This window comes from Clostridium sp. K13 (assembly GCF_019734195.1).
Lineage (GTDB): Bacteria > Bacillota > Clostridia > Clostridiales > Clostridiaceae > Clostridium.
This window is the reverse complement of sequence record NZ_JAASHM010000006.1, coordinates 52,954-70,723: the sequence shown is the minus strand read 5'-3', so window position 1 is coordinate 70,723 and position 17,770 is coordinate 52,954. Positions and strand designations below refer to the sequence as shown.

Sequence of the window (17,770 nt, the reverse complement as noted above, 5' to 3'; positions counted from 1 at the left end):
ATAGTAAAAGTGGTGGTTAATGTGATAAAAATAAAAATAGATAAAAATAGATCTAATGAACCAATATTTAAACTTGGATTTAAAGAATTAGATGAAAAAGAGAGTAGATTTTTAAAGAGAGCCTTAATAGATGGAAAGGAAATAAAGGGTACATATAAATATGAGATTCCATTAAAATATTTCATTCCAATAATTAAAAATCTAGATAAAAAGAATATAAAAATAGATAGATATAGTAAATTAGCATATTTAGAGTTTTCAGATGATTTTGATGAAAATTATTACTATATTTTAGAAGCTAATGCAAAGTTTATGAAAAAGTGGAGAGAAGAAGGATGTCCTAATATTTTTAAGGTAGAAGTTGATAAAGAAACCTTAGAAGTGAAGAAAGAAATAATATTTAAAAAAATAGATCGTGTCTATATTTAAATAAAGGTGAAAAGTATTTTTACAGTTAGTGGTTAAAAGTTAAGGTTGAAACTTTCTTAGAGGTTTCAACCTTAACTTTTATCTCTTCTTTTTACTTAAATTAGTTTGAAATTTTATTCAAAATCTTCAGTTATTATTAGGTCTTGTTTTTTTAGTGTGAATTTAAATATAACGCTATTTTGACCATTATTTATTGAAAAATCACTGTTATGAAGAGTTAAAATTCTTTTAACTGTTGCTAAACCAAGACCGTAGCTATTCTTACTTCTATCTCCAGATTTATCAAGCCTATAGAATTTTGCAAAAACATTATCAAGTTCTTTTTCGGGAATAGTAATTCCTTGATTTTCAATGGAAATTGAATATACTAGCTCGCTTTCAAAAACAGAAATAATAATGGTATTTCCCCTAGGAGTATATTTTATTGCATTAGATAATAAGTTTTGAACAACTCTTTCTAATGTCATAATATCCCCTTCTACATATGCATATTGAGGTAAATTAAAAGCAACTTTTAATTCTTTATTTTGCAGTTCTAATGTAAACTTCTTCACCATTCCTTGAAGTAATCTTACTATATTAAATGATTCTAAATTAAGATTAATAGTATCTGATTCAAGTTTAGATAAATCAAGCATATTTATTAATAAAAGATTCATTTTAGTTGCTTCATCTATTATTGTTTCAAGATATGCTTCGGCATCTTTACCAGACACTATTCCGTCTTTTAAACCCTCTGCATATCCACTGATTATTCCAAGTGGTGTTTTTAAATCATGACTTACACTTGATACAAAGTCTTTTCTCATATTTTCAAGATTTCTTTCTTTTTCTATATCTCTTTCTAATTGGAGATTTTTTTCTTGTAATGTCTGCAACGAATTTTCAAGATTAGATGATAAAAAGTTAAGTGTATTAGCTAGGCTTCCAATTTCATCATCAGAAGTTACTTCACATTTAGCATCAAAATCAAGGTTTGACATTCGTTTAGCAATATTGTTTAAATTAATAAGTGGTTTGCTTATTAATTTAGAATAAATTCTTGATAAGAAAATTGCTAAAATTAAAAAACCTATAAATATATAGAAATAAAAGCTACGAATTACAGTTGCGGCCTCTTTTATTGGCTGAACTGATGATACTGAAATAAGTATAGAATCGTTTTTGCTTTGTAGAGACATTGGTGAAATTATTCCTATTTTTTTATATGAGCTATATCTATTAGTAAAGATAGTACTTTGTATTTTATTAGTCCTTAAAACTTCTTCAATTAACTCATGTTCAGATAATAACTCATTACAAAAGTCAGTAAGAGATTTCATATCATCAAAATTACTATCATCAAGATATGATAAGTATTTAAGTTTTCCATCTAAAGAAAAAATAGCAATACGTGAATTATTTTTTTCTTCACAATTTAATAAAGCATTTTTTAATGCATCAGTATCGAAATTTTGATATGAATATAATGTGTTAATTCTCTTAACATCAAGTATTAATGATTCAGTTTTTTTGGATAAATAAAATTCTTCAAAAAACATATTTTGAAATAAAAAAGTTAATAAAAATACTACTGATATAAGACCAAAAGTTATTAATGTTATTCTTTTTGAAATACTATTTTTCATTTTGGACCTCAAATTTATAACCACTTCCTCTAACAGTTACAATATAATTAGACTTTGTGCCGAGTTTTTCACGTAATCTTTTAATATTTGTATCTACGGTTCTTAAGTCACCATAATAATCAATTCCCCAAACATTATCTAGAATCACATCTCTGCTTAAGGATATACCCATATTATCAGATAAGTAAACTAATAGTTCAAATTCCTTTGGAGAAAGTGTTAAAGCTTCATTATTAATTTTTACTTCGTGAGCTAATTTATTTATAGTTAATCCATTATAGTCTTGAGTAGGATTAAAGTCATCATCGTCAGAAATAGTTCTTTTTAATAAAGCTTTAATTTTAGCAATTAAAATTTTAGGAGAAAAAGGCTTTGTTACATAATCATCTGCCCCCATTTCATAGCCAAACAGCTTATCCTCTTCTTGACCTTTAGCTGTTAAAAGAATTATTGGAAGATTGGATACTGTTCGTATAGTTTCTAAAACTGTTATTCCATCAATTTTAGGCATCATTATATCTAAAAGTATAAGATCAACTTTATTGTTCTTAAAAACAAATAATCCTTCATCACCATCAGAAGCTTCTAAAATATTAAAACCTTCTGCCTTTAAATAATCTCTTAAAAGAAATCTTATTTTTAATTCATCTTCAATTATTAATATTGTTTTACTCATAATGCCTCCCTTAAAAATAGTTTGTTAAATAAATTATAAAACATTATTATTTAATTATAAACTATCATATAAAATAATCTACAATATTTTCATATAAGAATTAGAGTATAAGGTATAATATGGTTTGTGGAAATATTAAAATGTTGTAATTATATAGTAAACATATTATATTATAATTCTAGATAAAATTATTCAGATGGGGGAAGGTAGTTACAATGGTGAAAATAAATTTTGATGTGAAAAAGCATAAATTAGATAATGGTTTAGAAGTGATAACAATAAATAAAGATACCCAAATCTCATCAATTAACATAGGAGTAAAGGTTGGTGCCTTAAATGAAACTCTAAGTGAAAAGGGAATTTCACATTATATAGAGCATATGTTGTTTAAAGGAACTGAAAACAGAACGTTTCAAAAGTTAAATGATGATTTAGAGGCCTTAGGTGGAGAGTACAATGCATATACTGATTACTCTCAAACTGTTTATTCTATAAGTTGTTTAGAGGATGAATTAAAAAATGCAATAGAATTATTAAGTGATATGTTAATTAGCTCTAAATTTCCAAAAGAAGAAGTTGAAAAGGAAAGAGGAGTAATATTAGCAGAGATAAGATCTAGCAAGGATAGTGTAGAGGATTTTAGTTTTAAAAAGATAAATGAAGTAGCATTTAAAAAGAGTGCATTAAGATATGATGTTGCAGGCTTAGATGAAAATGTAAAAAAATTTACTAGAGATGAACTCTGCGAGTACTACAAAAGGTATTATAGACCTAACAATGCACTAATAACAATGGTATCATCATTATCTCATGAAGAGGCTATTAAAGAAATATCAGAGCAGTTTAGTAAGTGGGAGCAAAGTGAAGTTGTTAAGGTAGAAGTAGAAGATGAAAAAAATAGAGATATAAAGAAAGTAACAACTAAAGAAAATATAGAACTTTGTACAATAATTTATTTATTTACATTTTATGATTTAGATAAAAAGTATGAATTACCACTAAGAATATTAAATCACAGGCTAGGTGAAAGTGCTAACTCGTTATTATTTAGAGAAGTAAGAGAAAATAGAGGATTAGCATACGATATATACTCTCATTTAGACATTACACAAAATGTTAAGACTTTATATGTATATACAGCTGTTGATGAAGAAGATATTGATGATGCAGCTAATGCAATTGAGGAAATTTTTAAGAATATTAAGTTTAGAAAAATAATTATTGGAGAGAATGATTTAAATATAATGAAAAAAGTTCATAAAACAGCTGTTATATCAACATTAGAAGATTCTGTTGAACTTTGTAGCTATATATTAAGTCAAAGTCTAGAAGGTGAAGATATATTTGAATTTTTAAAGGATATGGAAAATTTAAATACAATAACTGCAGATGAAATATACGAAGTAGCAAATAAAGTTTTAAATAAACCTACTATTCATATATTAAAATCTTCATAAGGTGGCAATAATTATGAATATAATAACTAAAATAGAATTAGGTAAAAGAAATAAAGAGAGAGTTAATATTTATATTGATGATGAATATGCTTTTTCTATAAGTGCTGAATTAGTTTATAAGGAAAACTTAAAAGTTAAAGATACAATAAATGTAGAAAATTTTAAAAAACTAGCTGATGAAGATAATTATATAAAGTGTAAAAATACAGCATTAAGGACAATTGAAAGGACTTACAAAAGTGAAAAGGAATTAAGAGATAAGTTAGCATTAAAAGGGTTTGAAGACCATATAATTAAACGAACAATTAATTTCTTAAGGGAGTACAATTTATTAAATGATACCAATTATGCAAAAATGTATGTAAAAGATAGATCTAAAAATCAAGGAAAAAAGAAGATTAAATATACACTTCTACAAAAGGGAATAGATGAAAATATTATTGAAGAAGAGTTAGATAAACTTGATAAAGATGAAATAAGTGAAGTAGTACATGAGATGGCATTAAAGAAATATAAGGTATTATGTAAAAGAGAAAGTGATGAATATAAATTGTCACAGAAGTTATATAGGTTTTTAATGGGGAAGGGGTATGATTACGATTTGATTAAAGATGTTGTAAAATCTATAGTCAAATCAGAAGATTTGGAATAAAGGGGCAATCTTATGAATGAAATACTCTCTTATGCTATGTGTTTGTTTGTAATAGTATTATGTATTATTGGCAGTGTTAAAATAGCATTAAAAAGAAGAAGCGTGAGTTTTTCATTAGAGAGGGTACTTTATTATTTTTCTATATTAGTAAGTATTTTATTAATAGCTTTAAAAATAGATGTAATACTTGAAAGTATTACTAAAATAGCTGCAACAAGTTTTAAATTAAGTGGAATATATAATGATATTTGTAAAATTGCATTGTTTGTTGTTTTATTCTTTTTGATTCAACTTGTTTTATATAAGATTTTAAAGGTAATTTTAATTCCTATAGTTTTAAATTTAAATAGACAAAATAGTGTACTCTTAGTAGGGGTATCATCTGTTTTGGGAATTGCAAAGGGAGTTATATTTTTATCAATTATTTTTATAGGAATAATTAGCTATAATAATACTATTGGAATTTATAATAAAGTAAACATTTTTAATGAAAATAAAATGTATTCTGCATTATCAGATGCATTGGCAAAAAATACAGGTGAACTTACAGAAGAAATAGTTGAGAATTTTCTTCCAGCTAGCAATATAATTATATATTATAATGGAGTAACATTAGAAGAGGGTATTAAGTCTACAGAAGAAATTGACTCTATGGCAAAAGCATTAACTGAAAATACTGATAATGATATGGATAAAGCTCGAATACTATATTCATGGATAGGAAGTAATTTAGAGTATGATTATGATAGAGCAGAAAAGGCATTAAATAATGAGAAACTAGAAAATAGTGGAGCAATAAGTTCCTTTAATGATAGAAGTGGAATTTGCTTTGACTATTCATGTCTTTATGTAGCAATGGCTAGAGCAGTAAATTTAAAGGTTAGATTATTAACTGGAAGTGCATATGATGGAACTCAATATGGGCCCCATGCATGGAATGAAGTATATATAAGTGAAATAGAAAAATGGATCCCAGTAGATACTACTTTTTATTTAGCAGGTAATTACTTTAATAATGATGATTTTTATGAAGATCATATTATTGATAGTATTGCTGGGGAATGGTAAAATAAAAGCGCTTTTAAAGCGCTTTTTTGTTTTTTGACATTATTAAGTTAATGGCTTTTTCACAATCTTTATCAGAAGCATCTAGGGCCCATGCTCTATTAAAATAAATTAATGCTTTGTTAGTATTTTCAAGCATTGCATAGCAGTAGGCTAAATTAAAATAATACTTACTTTCCTTTTGTATATTTAATGCTTTTTTTAACATATCAATAGCTGAATTAAAATCTTTAAGCTTTATGTAACATACACCAGCGTTATAATATGCACAGCTTTCATTTTCACCTATTTCAATAGATTCTATGTAGTTTTCAATAGCCTTAGTATAATTTTTGTTATTATAATATTTATTTCCTTCATTAAAATAGCTCATAATACCCTCCTAAGTATTTACTGCGATATTTTAATTATTGTCTATAAAATATAATATTATTCATATAAAATTCTTATGTTAAATTAATTTACAAAATTTGGGAAAATAATAAAATTATGCTATAATTATTTTGTATAATAATATTTAGGAAGAGTGGTAAAATGAAATGTTTTAAATTAGGTATAGATGTAGGATCAACAACAATAAAAATTGTAGTTTTAGATTATTATAATAAAGTAATCTATAATGATTATAAAAGACATTTTTCAGATATTAAAACTACTTTAAAACAAGCATTAATACAATGTATCGAAAAACTAGGAGATATTAGTTTAAGAGTAACAGTTACAGGTTCAGGAGGAATTGCAGCTGCAGAGTGGTTAAAGGCTGATTTTGAACAAGAAGTTATATCATGTACAAAAGCCGTTGAGGAATTTATACATAAAACTGATGTTGTAATTGAACTTGGTGGTGAGGATGCAAAAATAACTTACTTGAAAGATGGAGTTGATCAAAGAATGAATGGAACTTGTGCAGGGGGTACAGGTGCATTTATTGATCAAATGGCAATACTATTAAACACGGATGCTAATGGTTTAAATGAGTTATCTAAAGATTCTACTATTATTTATCCAATTGCATCAAGATGTGGTGTATTTGCAAAGACAGATGTTCAACCACTTATTAATGAAGGAGCTAAGAAAAGTGATATAGCAGCATCAATTTTTCAAGCGGTTGTAAATCAGACTATAAGCGGATTAGCATGTGGTAAACCAATAAGGGGAAATGTTGCATTTTTAGGTGGACCATTACATTTTCTTGATGGACTAACAAAAAGGTTTATAGAAACATTAAATTTGAAGAAAGGTGAATATGTTATACCAAAGAATTCAGAATTATATGTGGCTATAGGAGCTGCTATACTATCAGAAAATAGAAGTATTACAACTTTAGGGAGTTTAATATCAGATTTAGATAAGATTAAAGATACATGGATAATGCAAAAAAAATTACCGCCATTATTTAATGATGAGGAAGAATATTTTCAGTTTATAAATAAACATTTAGAAAGTAAGGCTAAAAGAGGAAAAATAGAAGAGTATAAAGGGAATGTATTCATTGGAATAGATGCTGGCTCTACAACTACTAAGTTAGTGGTAATAGGTGAAGATAATGAGTTATTATATTCTATTTATAATAACAATGAAGGAAGTCCATTAAATAAAACAATAGAAATATTAGTAGAATTATATGAAAAACTTAATGATAACATAACTATAGCTAATGCTACAGTAACGGGCTATGGAGAAGGGTTAATAAAAGCTGCTTTAGGTGTAGATATAGGTGAAATAGAAACTATTTGTCATTTTAGGGGTGCAAAAGAATTTATGCCTAATGTAGATTTTATTTTGGATATTGGTGGGCAGGATATGAAAGCTTTAATGATAAAAAATGGTGTAATAAATAACATATTATTAAATGAAGCCTGTTCATCAGGGTGTGGTTCCTTTATAGAGGGGTTTAGTAAATCTTTAAATATTTCTATTGATGAATTTGCAAAGCTTTCAGTTAAATCTAAGAAGCCTGTAGATTTAGGTTCTAGATGTACAGTATTTATGAACTCTAAAGTAAAACAGGTTCAAAAGGAAGGGGCTAGTATTTCAGATATTTCAGCTGGACTTTGTTATTCAGTTATAAAAAATGCATTATATAAGGTTATAAAAATTAGAAATTTTGATGAGTTAGGGAAAAATATAATCGTTCAAGGTGGAACCTTTTATAATGATGGTGTTTTAAGAAGCTTTGAAAAGTTAACAGGAGCAAATGTTATAAGACCTGATATAGCTGGATTAATGGGAGCTTATGGAGCAGCATTGATTAGTAAGGAGAGATATAGGGGGGGAGAAGTATCTACCTTAATAAAAAGGGAAGAATTGAAAAAGTTCGAGATTGAAACAACTTGTTCTAGATGTGGAGGGTGTGGAAATAATTGCTTATTAACAATTAATAAATTTTCAAATGATGAAAGGTTTATTACAGGGAATAGATGTGAAAGACCATTAGGAAATAGTGATAATAAATTAAAAGTACCTAATTTATATAAATATAAATTAAGTAGAATATTTAAATATAAACCATTATCAAAAGAGGAAGCAGTAAGAGGTGAAATTGGAATACCAAGGGTTTTGAATATTTATGAAAATTATCCATTTTGGTTTACTCTTTTAACAAAATTAAAGTTTAGAGTTATAATTTCCCCTTTATCAAGTAAAAAAATATTTAACTTAGGAATAGAAACAATCCCATCAGAATCAGTATGTTATCCAGCTAAGCTAAGTCATGGACATATAATGGAACTAATAAATATGGGGATAAAAACCATATTCTATCCTTGTGTACCTTATGAATATAAAGAAGATAAAAAAGCAAATAATCATTATAATTGTCCAATAGTTACATCCTATCCACAAGTAATAAAAAATAATATAGATGAATTAAATATTAATAATATAAAATATATTTCACCATTTTTATCTCTTGATAATAAGGAAAAGTTGTATAAGAGAATATATGATATATTTAAAGATTATAGTATAACTATGAAAGAGGCTAAAATAGCTGTAGATGTAGCTTTTGATGAAAGAGCAAGTGTAATAAATGATATAAGAAAAAAAGGTGAAGAAACATTAAAATATATTGAAGAAAACAATATTAAGGGAATAGTTTTAAGTGGAAGACCTTATCATATCGATCCAGAAGTTAACCATGGATTAACAGATATAATTACTTCATTTAATATGGCTGTATTTACTGAAGATAGTATTGCACATTTAGGAGATTTAGATAGACCTATTAGAGTTGTTGATCAGTGGATGTATCATACAAGACTTTATAGAGCAGCAGCATTTGTTAAAGAGCGAAATGATTTAGAATTGGTACAGCTTACTTCTTTTGGATGTGGACTAGATGCTGTGACAAGTGATGAGGTTTCTGAAATACTTGCATCAAAAGGTAAGATGTACACTTTAATAAAAATAGATGAAGGAAGTAATTTAGGTGCAGTAAAGATAAGAATTAGATCATTAAAAGCTGCTATGGAAGAAAGAGAAAAAAATAAAATACAATTAAAGGCTATTGATAATAGATATAAAAAAGTTTTATTTACAAGAGAAATGAAAAAAGATTGGACAATACTTGCACCACAAATGTCTCCTATACATTTTCAGTTTATAGAAAAAGCAGCTAGGTCATGTGGATATAATCTTCATGTATTACCTGAAAATGATAAAGAAGCCATAGAAGAAGGTGTAAAATATGTTAATAATGATGCATGTTATCCATCAATTTTAGTAATTGGACAAATGATAAATGCATTAAAATCTGGAAAGTATGATCCTAAGAAAACGGCTATGATAATAACTCAAACAGGTGGAGGCTGCAGAGCTACTAATTATATTGGATTTTTAAAAAAGGCATTAAGGGAAGCTGGATTTGAATATGTACCTATAATATCATTAAATTTATTAGGAATGGAGAAACAGCCAGGATTTAATGTTAGTTATTTATTTATTAAAAAGCTCATGATGTCAATTATATATGGGGATCTATTTATGAGAGTGCTTTATAGAGTAAGACCTTATGAAAAGATTCCAGGTTCTGCAAATAAATTATATAACCGTTGGAGAGAAAAAGCTCTTGAAAATGTCTGCAATGGAAATAAAAGGCAAATGGATGAAAATATAAAGAATATAGTTGAAGAATTTGATAAGCTGGAGATAAAAGATATTAAAAAACCTAAGGTTGGAGTTGTAGGAGAAATACTTGTAAAATATCATCCAACAGCTAATAATAATATTGTTGAGGTTTTAGAAGGTGAGGGAGCAGAGGTTGTAGTACCAGAATTATTAGATTTCTTTTTGTATTGTTGTTATAATTCAGAGTTTAAAAGAAAATATTTATCAGGAAATAGTATTGTTAAAACAGGATGTAATATTGCTATTACTTATATTGAATTATTTAGAAAGTGTGTTATAAGAGAGTTACAAAAAAGTGAAAGATTTGGTAATCCAACCTCAATAAGTAATCTTGCAGAAAAAGCCTCAAAAGTAGTTTCATTAGGTAATCAAACTGGTGAAGGCTGGTTATTAACAGGAGAGATGGTTGAATTAATTGAGAGTGATATAAATAATATAGTGTGCATTCAACCATTTGCATGTTTACCTAATCATGTTACTGGAAAAGGAATGATAAAAGCATTAAAGGCTAAATATCCATTTGCTAATATTATAGCAGTGGATTATGACCCAGGCGCATCAGAGGTTAATCAATTAAACAGAATTAAATTAATGATGTCAGTTGCATTTAAAAATATGAATTTAACTCAAGAAGGATATAATTGTAGAAAAGAGATAAAAATAGATATAAATAAATTAAGAACAAACAACATATAGGTTAAAAGTGGTTAAAAATAAAGAGAAATAAAAATATTCGACAAAATCTTTAAATTTTCTCTTTATTTTTTTTCATGTCTTTACTATAATGTATTTATGTTTTATTACGTTAGATTTGTAGCAGGAGAGATAGTATGAATGAAAACAATCCATATATATTAGTTTTAGGGGCATCAATAGTTGATATTTTTGGTTTCTGTGGAAGAAGCTATGCACAAAGGGATTCAATTCCAGGGCATATAAAAATATCTTTTGGGGGAGTTTGTAGAAATATTGCTGAAAACTTAGCAAGAGTAGGTATAAATACAGAGTTTATTTCTACATTAGGTGACGATGAGAATGGAAAGAGCATTTTAGAGCACTCTAGAAGATTCGGATATAATATGGAGAATTCTCTTTTCTTAAAAGGAGAAAGTACTCCTACATATATGGCAATATTAAATCACAAAGGTGAAATGGAATCTGCAGTTGTAGATATGGAAAGCTTAAATAAGATGGACGAAGCATTTATAGAGGGAAAACATGAAGTCTTTGCAAATGCTGAATATACAATTGTTGATTCAGATAATCCAGTTTTATTAGAGTATATATTAAAAAAATATGAAGGAAAAAGTAAATTTATCTTAGATCCAGTATCAGCAAAGAAAGCAAGAAAAATTCGTCATTTAATTAAATATTTCCATACTGTAAAGCCAAATAGATTCGAAACAGAAGCTTTATGTGGATTTAAAATTGAAACTGATGATGATTTAAAAAAAGCAGGTAGATTTTTCATAGAACAAGGTGTGAAAAATGTATTTATTAGTTTAGATTCAGATGGAATTTACTATATAACTAGTGAAGGTGAAGAAGGAACATTAGCTTGTTGTGAAAGTATTAATGTAAAGAATGTAACTGGAGCTGGAGATTCTTTTGTAGCCGGAATTGGATATGGATATATGAATAACTTAAGTATAAAAGATACATTAAAATATTCAATGGCTATGTCAATAATAACAATTACTCATGAGGAAACTATAAATCCAGCTATGAGTAATGAATTAGTTAATGATTTAATTAATAAGACAGAGTGGAAAGAAAACTAAAGTTATAATAAGACTTATTAGATAACATAAAAGCTTAAAAATTATTATGTTATTTATAGAGTCTTATTTTTTTTTTTTTTTTTTTTTTTATTATTAAACCTTAAAATGTAAAATTAAATAAAAAATGGTATAATTGATTTGTAATTATAAAATTGAGAATGTATTTAGAGGGTAAAATGTATGGATAAATACAGGAAATTTATTGAGATAAAAGGAATAGTTCAAGGAGTTGGATTTAGACCATTTATTTATAATCTGGCTAAAATGAATAATTTATCAGGCTGGGTAAATAATACCGGTCAAGGAGTAATGATTGATATTGAAGGAGATAAAAAATCTCTTAACTATTTTATAAGTGAAATTAAAATTAATCCACCTATATTATCAAAAATTACTTTAATAGATATAAAGGATAAAGAACTTATTAATTATAAAGATTTTTTTATAAAAGAAAGCAATTCTGATTTAAAAGCAACAACATATATTTCTCCAGATTATTCATTGTGTTCTGAATGTAAAAGGGAAATATTCGATAAAAATAATAGAAGGTATAGATATCCACTCACTAATTGTACAAATTGCGGACCAAGATTTTCTATAATTAAAAACTTACCATATGATAGAGATTTTACTACCATGAATGACTTTGAAATGTGTGATAGCTGTAAAGCTGAATATAATAATCCTGAAAATAGAAGATTTCATGCTCAGCCAAATGCTTGTCCTATATGTGGACCTAGAGCTTATATAGTTGATAAGAATAATAATGAAATAATAACTGATGATCCTTTAGATACTGCTATAGCTTTATTAAAGCAAGGAAAAATATTTGCTATTAAGGGCATTGGAGGTTTTAATTTAGTTTGTGATAGTAGTAATGAAGATGCAATTAAATTATTAAGAGAAAAAAAATATAGACCTACTAAGCCATTTGCAGTAATGATAAAAAATATAGAGTCTGTAAGAAAATATTGTAATATAAAAAAAGAAGAAGAGGAACTATTAAAATCTAATAAAAGACCTATTGTACTTTTAGAAAAAAGAGATAAATATAGTTTTTCTGAAATATTGGCTCCAAATAATAAAAAAGTTGGGGTTATGTTACCATATACACCATTACACTATATGTTATTTGATGATGAATTAGATAGTTTAGTGATGACTAGTGCAAATATTAGTGGAGAACCAATTATATATAAAGATAATGAAGCAATTAAAAAATTAAACAATATTGTTGATTATTTTTTAATGCATAATAGAGAAATTTATATGAAAATTGATGATTCAGTAACTAATAGTATTTTAGGAGAAGAAAGGGTCATAAGACTAGGAAGAGGGTATGCACCATATACATTAAATATTGATACTATTACAGAAATATTAGCTTTAGGATCAGAATTGAAAAATACTATTTCTTTAAGTAATAGAAAGGATGTTTTTATTAGTGAATATATAGGAGACTTAAAGAACAGTGAAGTAATAGATTCTTTAGAACACACTATAGAGCATTTTAGCAAAATATATAATATTATTCCTAAGGTTTTAGTATATGATAATCATCCGGATTTTGAATATAAGAAAATTGATTTAAAAAAAGTTTTAAAAATAGAAAGCACTATTAAAATAGTACAAGCACAACATCATCACAGTCATATTGTAAGCTGCATGGCAGAAAACAATATAAATGAAGATGTTATTGGAATTGCATTTGATGGAACTGGATATGGAGATGATGAAAGTATATGGGGTGGAGAATTTTTTTTATGTAATAGAAGAAAGTATAAAAGAGTTGGGCATTTAGATAAATTTTATTTACCAGGTGGAGAAAAAGCAATAAAAGAACCTTGGAGAATAGGGGTTTCACTAATTTATAAAGTCTTTAAAGAAAAGTTAAAAGATTTTATTCCAGAACATTTAAATAATGAAAAAATTGACATAATAAAGACTATGATTGATAGAAAAATAAATTCTCCAGAGACATCTAGTATGGGAAGATTATTTGATGGAATTTCTTCTATATTAGGAGTTAATAATAAAGTTACCTTTGAAGGTGAGGCGGCTATTAATTTAGAAAATATATGTGATGAAAACAATAGTGAAACATATATTTTCCAAATTATAAGAGATAAAGAAAGTTTTATTTTCTGTTTTGATGATATTATAAAAGGCATTATTTATGATATTAATAGTAAAAATAATATTAGTATTATAGGGAAGAAATTTCATAATACAGTAGTAAAAGGTACTATTGAAATGGCTTTAAGTATTAGAGAAGATACCAATATTAATACTATTGTAATTAGTGGGGGTGTTTTTCAAAATGAAATATTATTTAAAGGTGTTATAGAGGGATTAAATAAATATAATTTTAATGTAATAGCTCATAAGATTATTCCTTGTAATGATAGTGGAGTAAGTTTAGGGCAATTAGTAATTGCAAATGAAGTTATAAAAGAAGAATTAAGGGGGAGAGGGTATGTGTATAGCAGTTCCAGCAAAAATTGAAGAAATTTTAGAAAGTGATGCTATTGTTAATTATAACGGAGTCAAAGTAAAGGTAAATATAATGTTTATTGAAAATCCTAAGGAAGGAGAATATGTATTAGTTCATGCAGGATGTGCAATTCAAAAAATAGATGAGGATTATGCAAGAGAAACCTTAGATATATTTAAAGAATTAAGTAATGCTATAGAGGAGTGTAACTTTAATGGAAATATTAAAAGAGTTGAAAAGTAAGGATATATCTCAAAAGCTATTAAAAAAGATAAATAGTAAGGGGAATTTTAATATTTCTATTATGGAGGTTTGTGGAACTCATACAAATGTAATATTAAAAAATGCATTAAAAGATGTTTTAAGTGAAAATATTAAACTTATAAATGGGCCAGGCTGTCCTGTTTGTGTAACACCACAAGGATATATAGATACTGCTATAGAATTATCTAAAAAAGATAATGTAATAATAACTACATTTGGAGATTTAATTAGAGTACCAGGGAGTAATAGCAGCTTATCTAAAGAAAAGGCTAAGGGAAGAGATATAAGAGTTATATATTCACCTTTAGATAGTATAGAAATAGCAAAAAAAAATATTGATAAAGAAGTAGTATTCTTATCAATTGGCTTTGAGACTACTGCACCAATAATAGCACTTAGTATAAAAAAAGCGAAAGAAGAAAATATTAAAAATTATTCAATATTAAATAGTTTAAAAACAATGCCAGAAGCTATGGAAGTTTTGGTTTTAAATCCTAAGGTTAAAATAGATGGATTTTTATGTCCAGGAAATGTTGCAACTATAATAGGTGAAAATCCTTTTTTTAATATAGCAGAAGAATATAAGATGCCTATGGTTATTTCTGGATTTGAGATAAATGATATCTTATCATCTATATATAAATTAATTGAGATGAAAGAAAAAAATGAATATGGATTAATAAATTTATATAGTAGATTAGTGAAGAAGGATGGAAATAAAGAGGCTAATAATTTATTAAGAAATATATTCAAATTAACTGAAAGCACTTGGAGGGGACTAGGAAAAGTTAATAATGCAGGACTAGAATTAAGAGATGAATATAAAAGTTTTGATGTTCTATTTAAGTTTAATATGAGTATGAAGGAAAGTAATAATAATAGTGCTTGTTCTTGTGGTGATATACTAATGGGAATTAAAGAACCAACAGAATGTAAATTGTTTGGAAAAGCATGTACTCCTTTAAATCCAATAGGAGCATGTATGGTATCAGAAGAAGGGACTTGTTCAGCATTTTATAAGTATAGATAAATTTTAGAATTTTAAGAGGTGACTTTTATGGAAATAATAACTTTAGCTCATGGTAGTGGAGGAAAGGCGACTAATAAGTTAATAGATAATTTATTTTATAAGTATTTTAATAATGAGCTTTTATCACAAAAAAATGATTCAACAGTATTACCTCCTTTAAATGGGAGAATAGCTATGTCAACAGATTCATTTGTAATAAATCCTATATTTTTTGAAGGTGGAGATATAGGGAAGCTATCAATTTGTGGAACAGTTAATGATATATGTATGAGTGGGGCAAAGCCATTATATATTTCAGTAGGTTTTATAATAGAAGAAGGGTTAACTATAAATGAACTTGAAAAAATTGTACAATCTATGGCTAAAACCGCTAACGAGGCAGGAGTTAAGATAGTTACAGGTGATACAAAGGTAGTAGAAAAGGGAAGCTGTGATAAGATTTATATTAATACTACTGGTATAGGTATAATAGAAGAAAATAATAGGTATTTAAGTGGAGATAAGGTAAGAGCTGGAGATAAGGTAATAGTAAGCGGTACTTTAGGTGATCATGGTATGTGCATTATGAATAAAAGAGAAGATTTTGGATTTAAAAGTACTATCAAAAGTGATTGTTGCTTATTAAATGAATTAATTAGTGATATATTATCCGTTAGTACAAATATTAGAGTTTTAAGAGATCCTACTAGAGGTGGACTAGCTACTACTTTAAATGAAATTATAGAACATAGTAATGTTAGTATAGAAATTAAAGAAGAGAATATTCCAGTAAAGCAAGAAGTGGCTGCTATGTGTGATATTTTAGGGCTTGATCCATTATTTATAGCTAATGAAGGAAAACTAGTTGTAATAGTAGATAAAAATGATGCAGATAATGTGCTAAGCATTATGAAGAAGAATCCAGTAGGAGAAAATTCTGTTTTATTAGGAGAAGTAATAAATGATGGAAAAAATAAGCTTTATTTAAAAACTAATATTGGAGGTAAAAGAATTATAAATATGCCTGAAGGTGAGATATTAGTTAGGATATGCTGATAATATGAAGTTATAATTGAATCACATATTAAGTATTAAATGAATATTATAAATATGTAGAGTAGTTCAATAAGTGCTCTAATTTTATACAAAAGAGCAGGTGCTTATTATGTACATTGATATTCAGTATGTTTTATATGGGATAAAATCTGGAATGTATAAGTATATAGGTTCAGGTTCAGCTAGAAAGGTTTATGACTTAAATAATGGATTTGTATTGAAGATTGCTAGGAATATTAAGGGAATTGCTCAAAATGAAGCAGAATTTCTAATTTTTAATGAAAGTAAATTAGATTTACTTGCAAGAGTATATTTTGTATCAGATGATTATAAGTATTTAATTATGAAAAAAGCAAAGCCTATAAAAAATGAAAAGGAGTTTTTAAATTATTTTAATATTGAAAATAAAAAAGATATAAAAAATAAAGAAAGTATTAAAGAAATCCATGATAAGTATAATTTAGTTTGGGCTGACTTATATAAATTTACAAGCTGGGGTATAGTGAACAATAGATATGTATTAATAGATTATGGATATACAAAAGAAATATATAATAAGTATTACAAAAAAAATAATGTATAAATATAAAACCACAGTATAAAAGTTAATATTTTTATACTGTGGTTTATTTTAGATAATTAATTTAAGGAATTAATTATTTTAACAGCCTTACAATTGTTTGAGGTTTCAATATAGATACCTTTTCTTTGAGCATAATATGAAGAATACACATCTAAACATTTAGCTAAAGCACAATAAATTTTAGCTAAAGCACCAGGTGTATTATGATTGATAATTACTCTTACAGTATCATTTTCTAAATAGTCTATGCACCATTTTTTAAGAATACATTGGACAGTTCTTAAATCAGAGGAGGATTGTTCATTTTCATTACCTACTACAAAGGTGAAAATATTACTGTCACATTCAATATTTTGATAATAGTAACCATCTAAATTGATACAATTATCATGTATTTCTTTTAATAAATCGCAAATGGTGTCAGAGTCTGCTAAAATAGTAATTTGTGTTCTTATTTCTGCTTTAAAATAAGAACAGTTATTAAAGTTTTTTTCACATCTTGACATGTTACCATCTCCTAAATTTTTTCATTAGTTATAGTACATAAT

15 protein-coding genes are annotated in these 17,770 nt (G+C 26.6%); 11 read left to right on the top strand and 4 right to left on the bottom strand.

Features of this window, described 5'->3' with window-relative positions:
* Nucleotides 1–21 precede the first annotated feature (21 nt).
* Complete coding sequence (locus HCG76_RS05675; protein ID WP_221699264.1) at nucleotides 22–429, top strand: hypothetical protein; 408 nt, start codon at nucleotides 22–24, stop codon at nucleotides 427–429.
* A gap of 113 nt (nucleotides 430–542) precedes the next feature.
* Here the strand turns inward: HCG76_RS05675 and HCG76_RS05670 are convergent, their stop codons facing one another.
* Together HCG76_RS05670 and HCG76_RS05665 are read right to left on the bottom strand one after the other, a co-directional pair.
* The gene (locus HCG76_RS05670) at nucleotides 543–2,057 is read right to left on the bottom strand and encodes a sensor histidine kinase (protein ID WP_221699263.1); all 1,515 of its coding nucleotides are present in this window, start codon (nucleotides 2,055–2,057) and stop codon (nucleotides 543–545) included.
* Nucleotides 2,047–2,733: a response regulator transcription factor gene (locus tag HCG76_RS05665; RefSeq protein WP_221699261.1), complete on the bottom strand. Its 687-nt coding sequence runs from the start codon at nucleotides 2,731–2,733 to the stop codon at nucleotides 2,047–2,049. Before HCG76_RS05665 ends, HCG76_RS05670 begins: the two co-directional genes overlap by 11 nt.
* 215 nt (nucleotides 2,734–2,948) lie before the next feature.
* Here HCG76_RS05665 and HCG76_RS05660 point away from each other — a divergent pair, with 215 nt between their 5' ends.
* From HCG76_RS05660 to HCG76_RS05650, 3 genes are read left to right on the top strand one after another with little or no spacing between them, the layout of a single operon-like run.
* Nucleotides 2,949–4,190 carry a M16 family metallopeptidase gene (locus HCG76_RS05660; protein WP_221699260.1) on the top strand — a complete coding sequence of 414 codons (1,242 nt, stop codon included), beginning with the start codon at nucleotides 2,949–2,951 and terminating at the stop codon, nucleotides 4,188–4,190.
* A 13-nt stretch (nucleotides 4,191–4,203) separates the two neighbouring features.
* Complete coding sequence (recX, locus tag HCG76_RS05655; protein WP_221699259.1) at nucleotides 4,204–4,842, top strand: recombination regulator RecX; 639 nt, start codon at nucleotides 4,204–4,206, stop codon at nucleotides 4,840–4,842.
* Between the two features lie 12 nt (nucleotides 4,843–4,854).
* A complete protein-coding gene (locus tag HCG76_RS05650; protein WP_221699257.1) occupies nucleotides 4,855–5,910 on the top strand; it encodes a transglutaminase-like domain-containing protein in 1,056 nt (351 codons plus the stop codon).
* A 13-nt stretch (nucleotides 5,911–5,923) separates the two neighbouring features.
* Here HCG76_RS05650 and HCG76_RS05645 read toward each other — a convergent pair whose 3' ends face one another.
* On the bottom strand, nucleotides 5,924–6,280 hold the full coding sequence (locus tag HCG76_RS05645) for a tetratricopeptide repeat protein (protein ID WP_221699256.1): 357 nt from the start codon (nucleotides 6,278–6,280) through the stop codon (nucleotides 5,924–5,926).
* A 161-nt stretch (nucleotides 6,281–6,441) separates the two neighbouring features.
* Between HCG76_RS05645 and HCG76_RS05640 the strand changes: the two genes are divergently transcribed.
* The 7 genes from HCG76_RS05640 to HCG76_RS05610 all read left to right on the top strand — a co-directional run bounded on the left by HCG76_RS05640 (nucleotide 6,442) and on the right by HCG76_RS05610 (nucleotide 17,222).
* The gene (locus tag HCG76_RS05640) at nucleotides 6,442–10,731 is read left to right on the top strand and encodes a 2-hydroxyacyl-CoA dehydratase (protein WP_221699255.1); all 4,290 of its coding nucleotides are present in this window, start codon (nucleotides 6,442–6,444) and stop codon (nucleotides 10,729–10,731) included.
* A gap of 134 nt (nucleotides 10,732–10,865) precedes the next feature.
* Entirely contained in the window at nucleotides 10,866–11,816 is a 951-nt protein-coding gene (locus tag HCG76_RS05635) for a carbohydrate kinase family protein (RefSeq protein ID WP_221699254.1), read from the top strand.
* Nucleotides 11,817–11,996: 180 nt separating this feature from the next.
* Nucleotides 11,997–14,321, top strand: coding sequence for a carbamoyltransferase HypF (hypF, locus tag HCG76_RS05630; RefSeq protein ID WP_221699253.1), 2,325 nt, complete (start codon nucleotides 11,997–11,999; stop codon nucleotides 14,319–14,321).
* Nucleotides 14,293–14,553 carry a HypC/HybG/HupF family hydrogenase formation chaperone gene (locus tag HCG76_RS05625; protein WP_221699252.1) on the top strand — a complete coding sequence of 87 codons (261 nt, stop codon included), beginning with the start codon at nucleotides 14,293–14,295 and terminating at the stop codon, nucleotides 14,551–14,553. Before hypF ends, HCG76_RS05625 begins: the two co-directional genes overlap by 29 nt.
* A complete protein-coding gene (gene hypD, locus HCG76_RS05620) occupies nucleotides 14,525–15,604 on the top strand; it encodes a hydrogenase formation protein HypD (protein ID WP_221699251.1) in 1,080 nt (359 codons plus the stop codon). Before HCG76_RS05625 ends, hypD begins: the two co-directional genes overlap by 29 nt.
* 27 nt (nucleotides 15,605–15,631) lie before the next feature.
* Complete coding sequence (gene hypE, locus HCG76_RS05615; RefSeq protein WP_221699250.1) at nucleotides 15,632–16,639, top strand: hydrogenase expression/formation protein HypE; 1,008 nt, start codon at nucleotides 15,632–15,634, stop codon at nucleotides 16,637–16,639.
* A 109-nt stretch (nucleotides 16,640–16,748) separates the two neighbouring features.
* Nucleotides 16,749–17,222 carry a hypothetical protein gene (locus HCG76_RS05610; protein WP_221699249.1) on the top strand — a complete coding sequence of 158 codons (474 nt, stop codon included), beginning with the start codon at nucleotides 16,749–16,751 and terminating at the stop codon, nucleotides 17,220–17,222.
* Between the two features lie 56 nt (nucleotides 17,223–17,278).
* On the opposite strand, the gene HCG76_RS05605 is transcribed toward HCG76_RS05610, so the two are convergent.
* Nucleotides 17,279–17,728, bottom strand: coding sequence for a hypothetical protein (locus HCG76_RS05605; RefSeq protein WP_221699248.1), 450 nt, complete (start codon nucleotides 17,726–17,728; stop codon nucleotides 17,279–17,281).
* Between the last annotated feature and the right edge of the window lie 42 nt (nucleotides 17,729–17,770).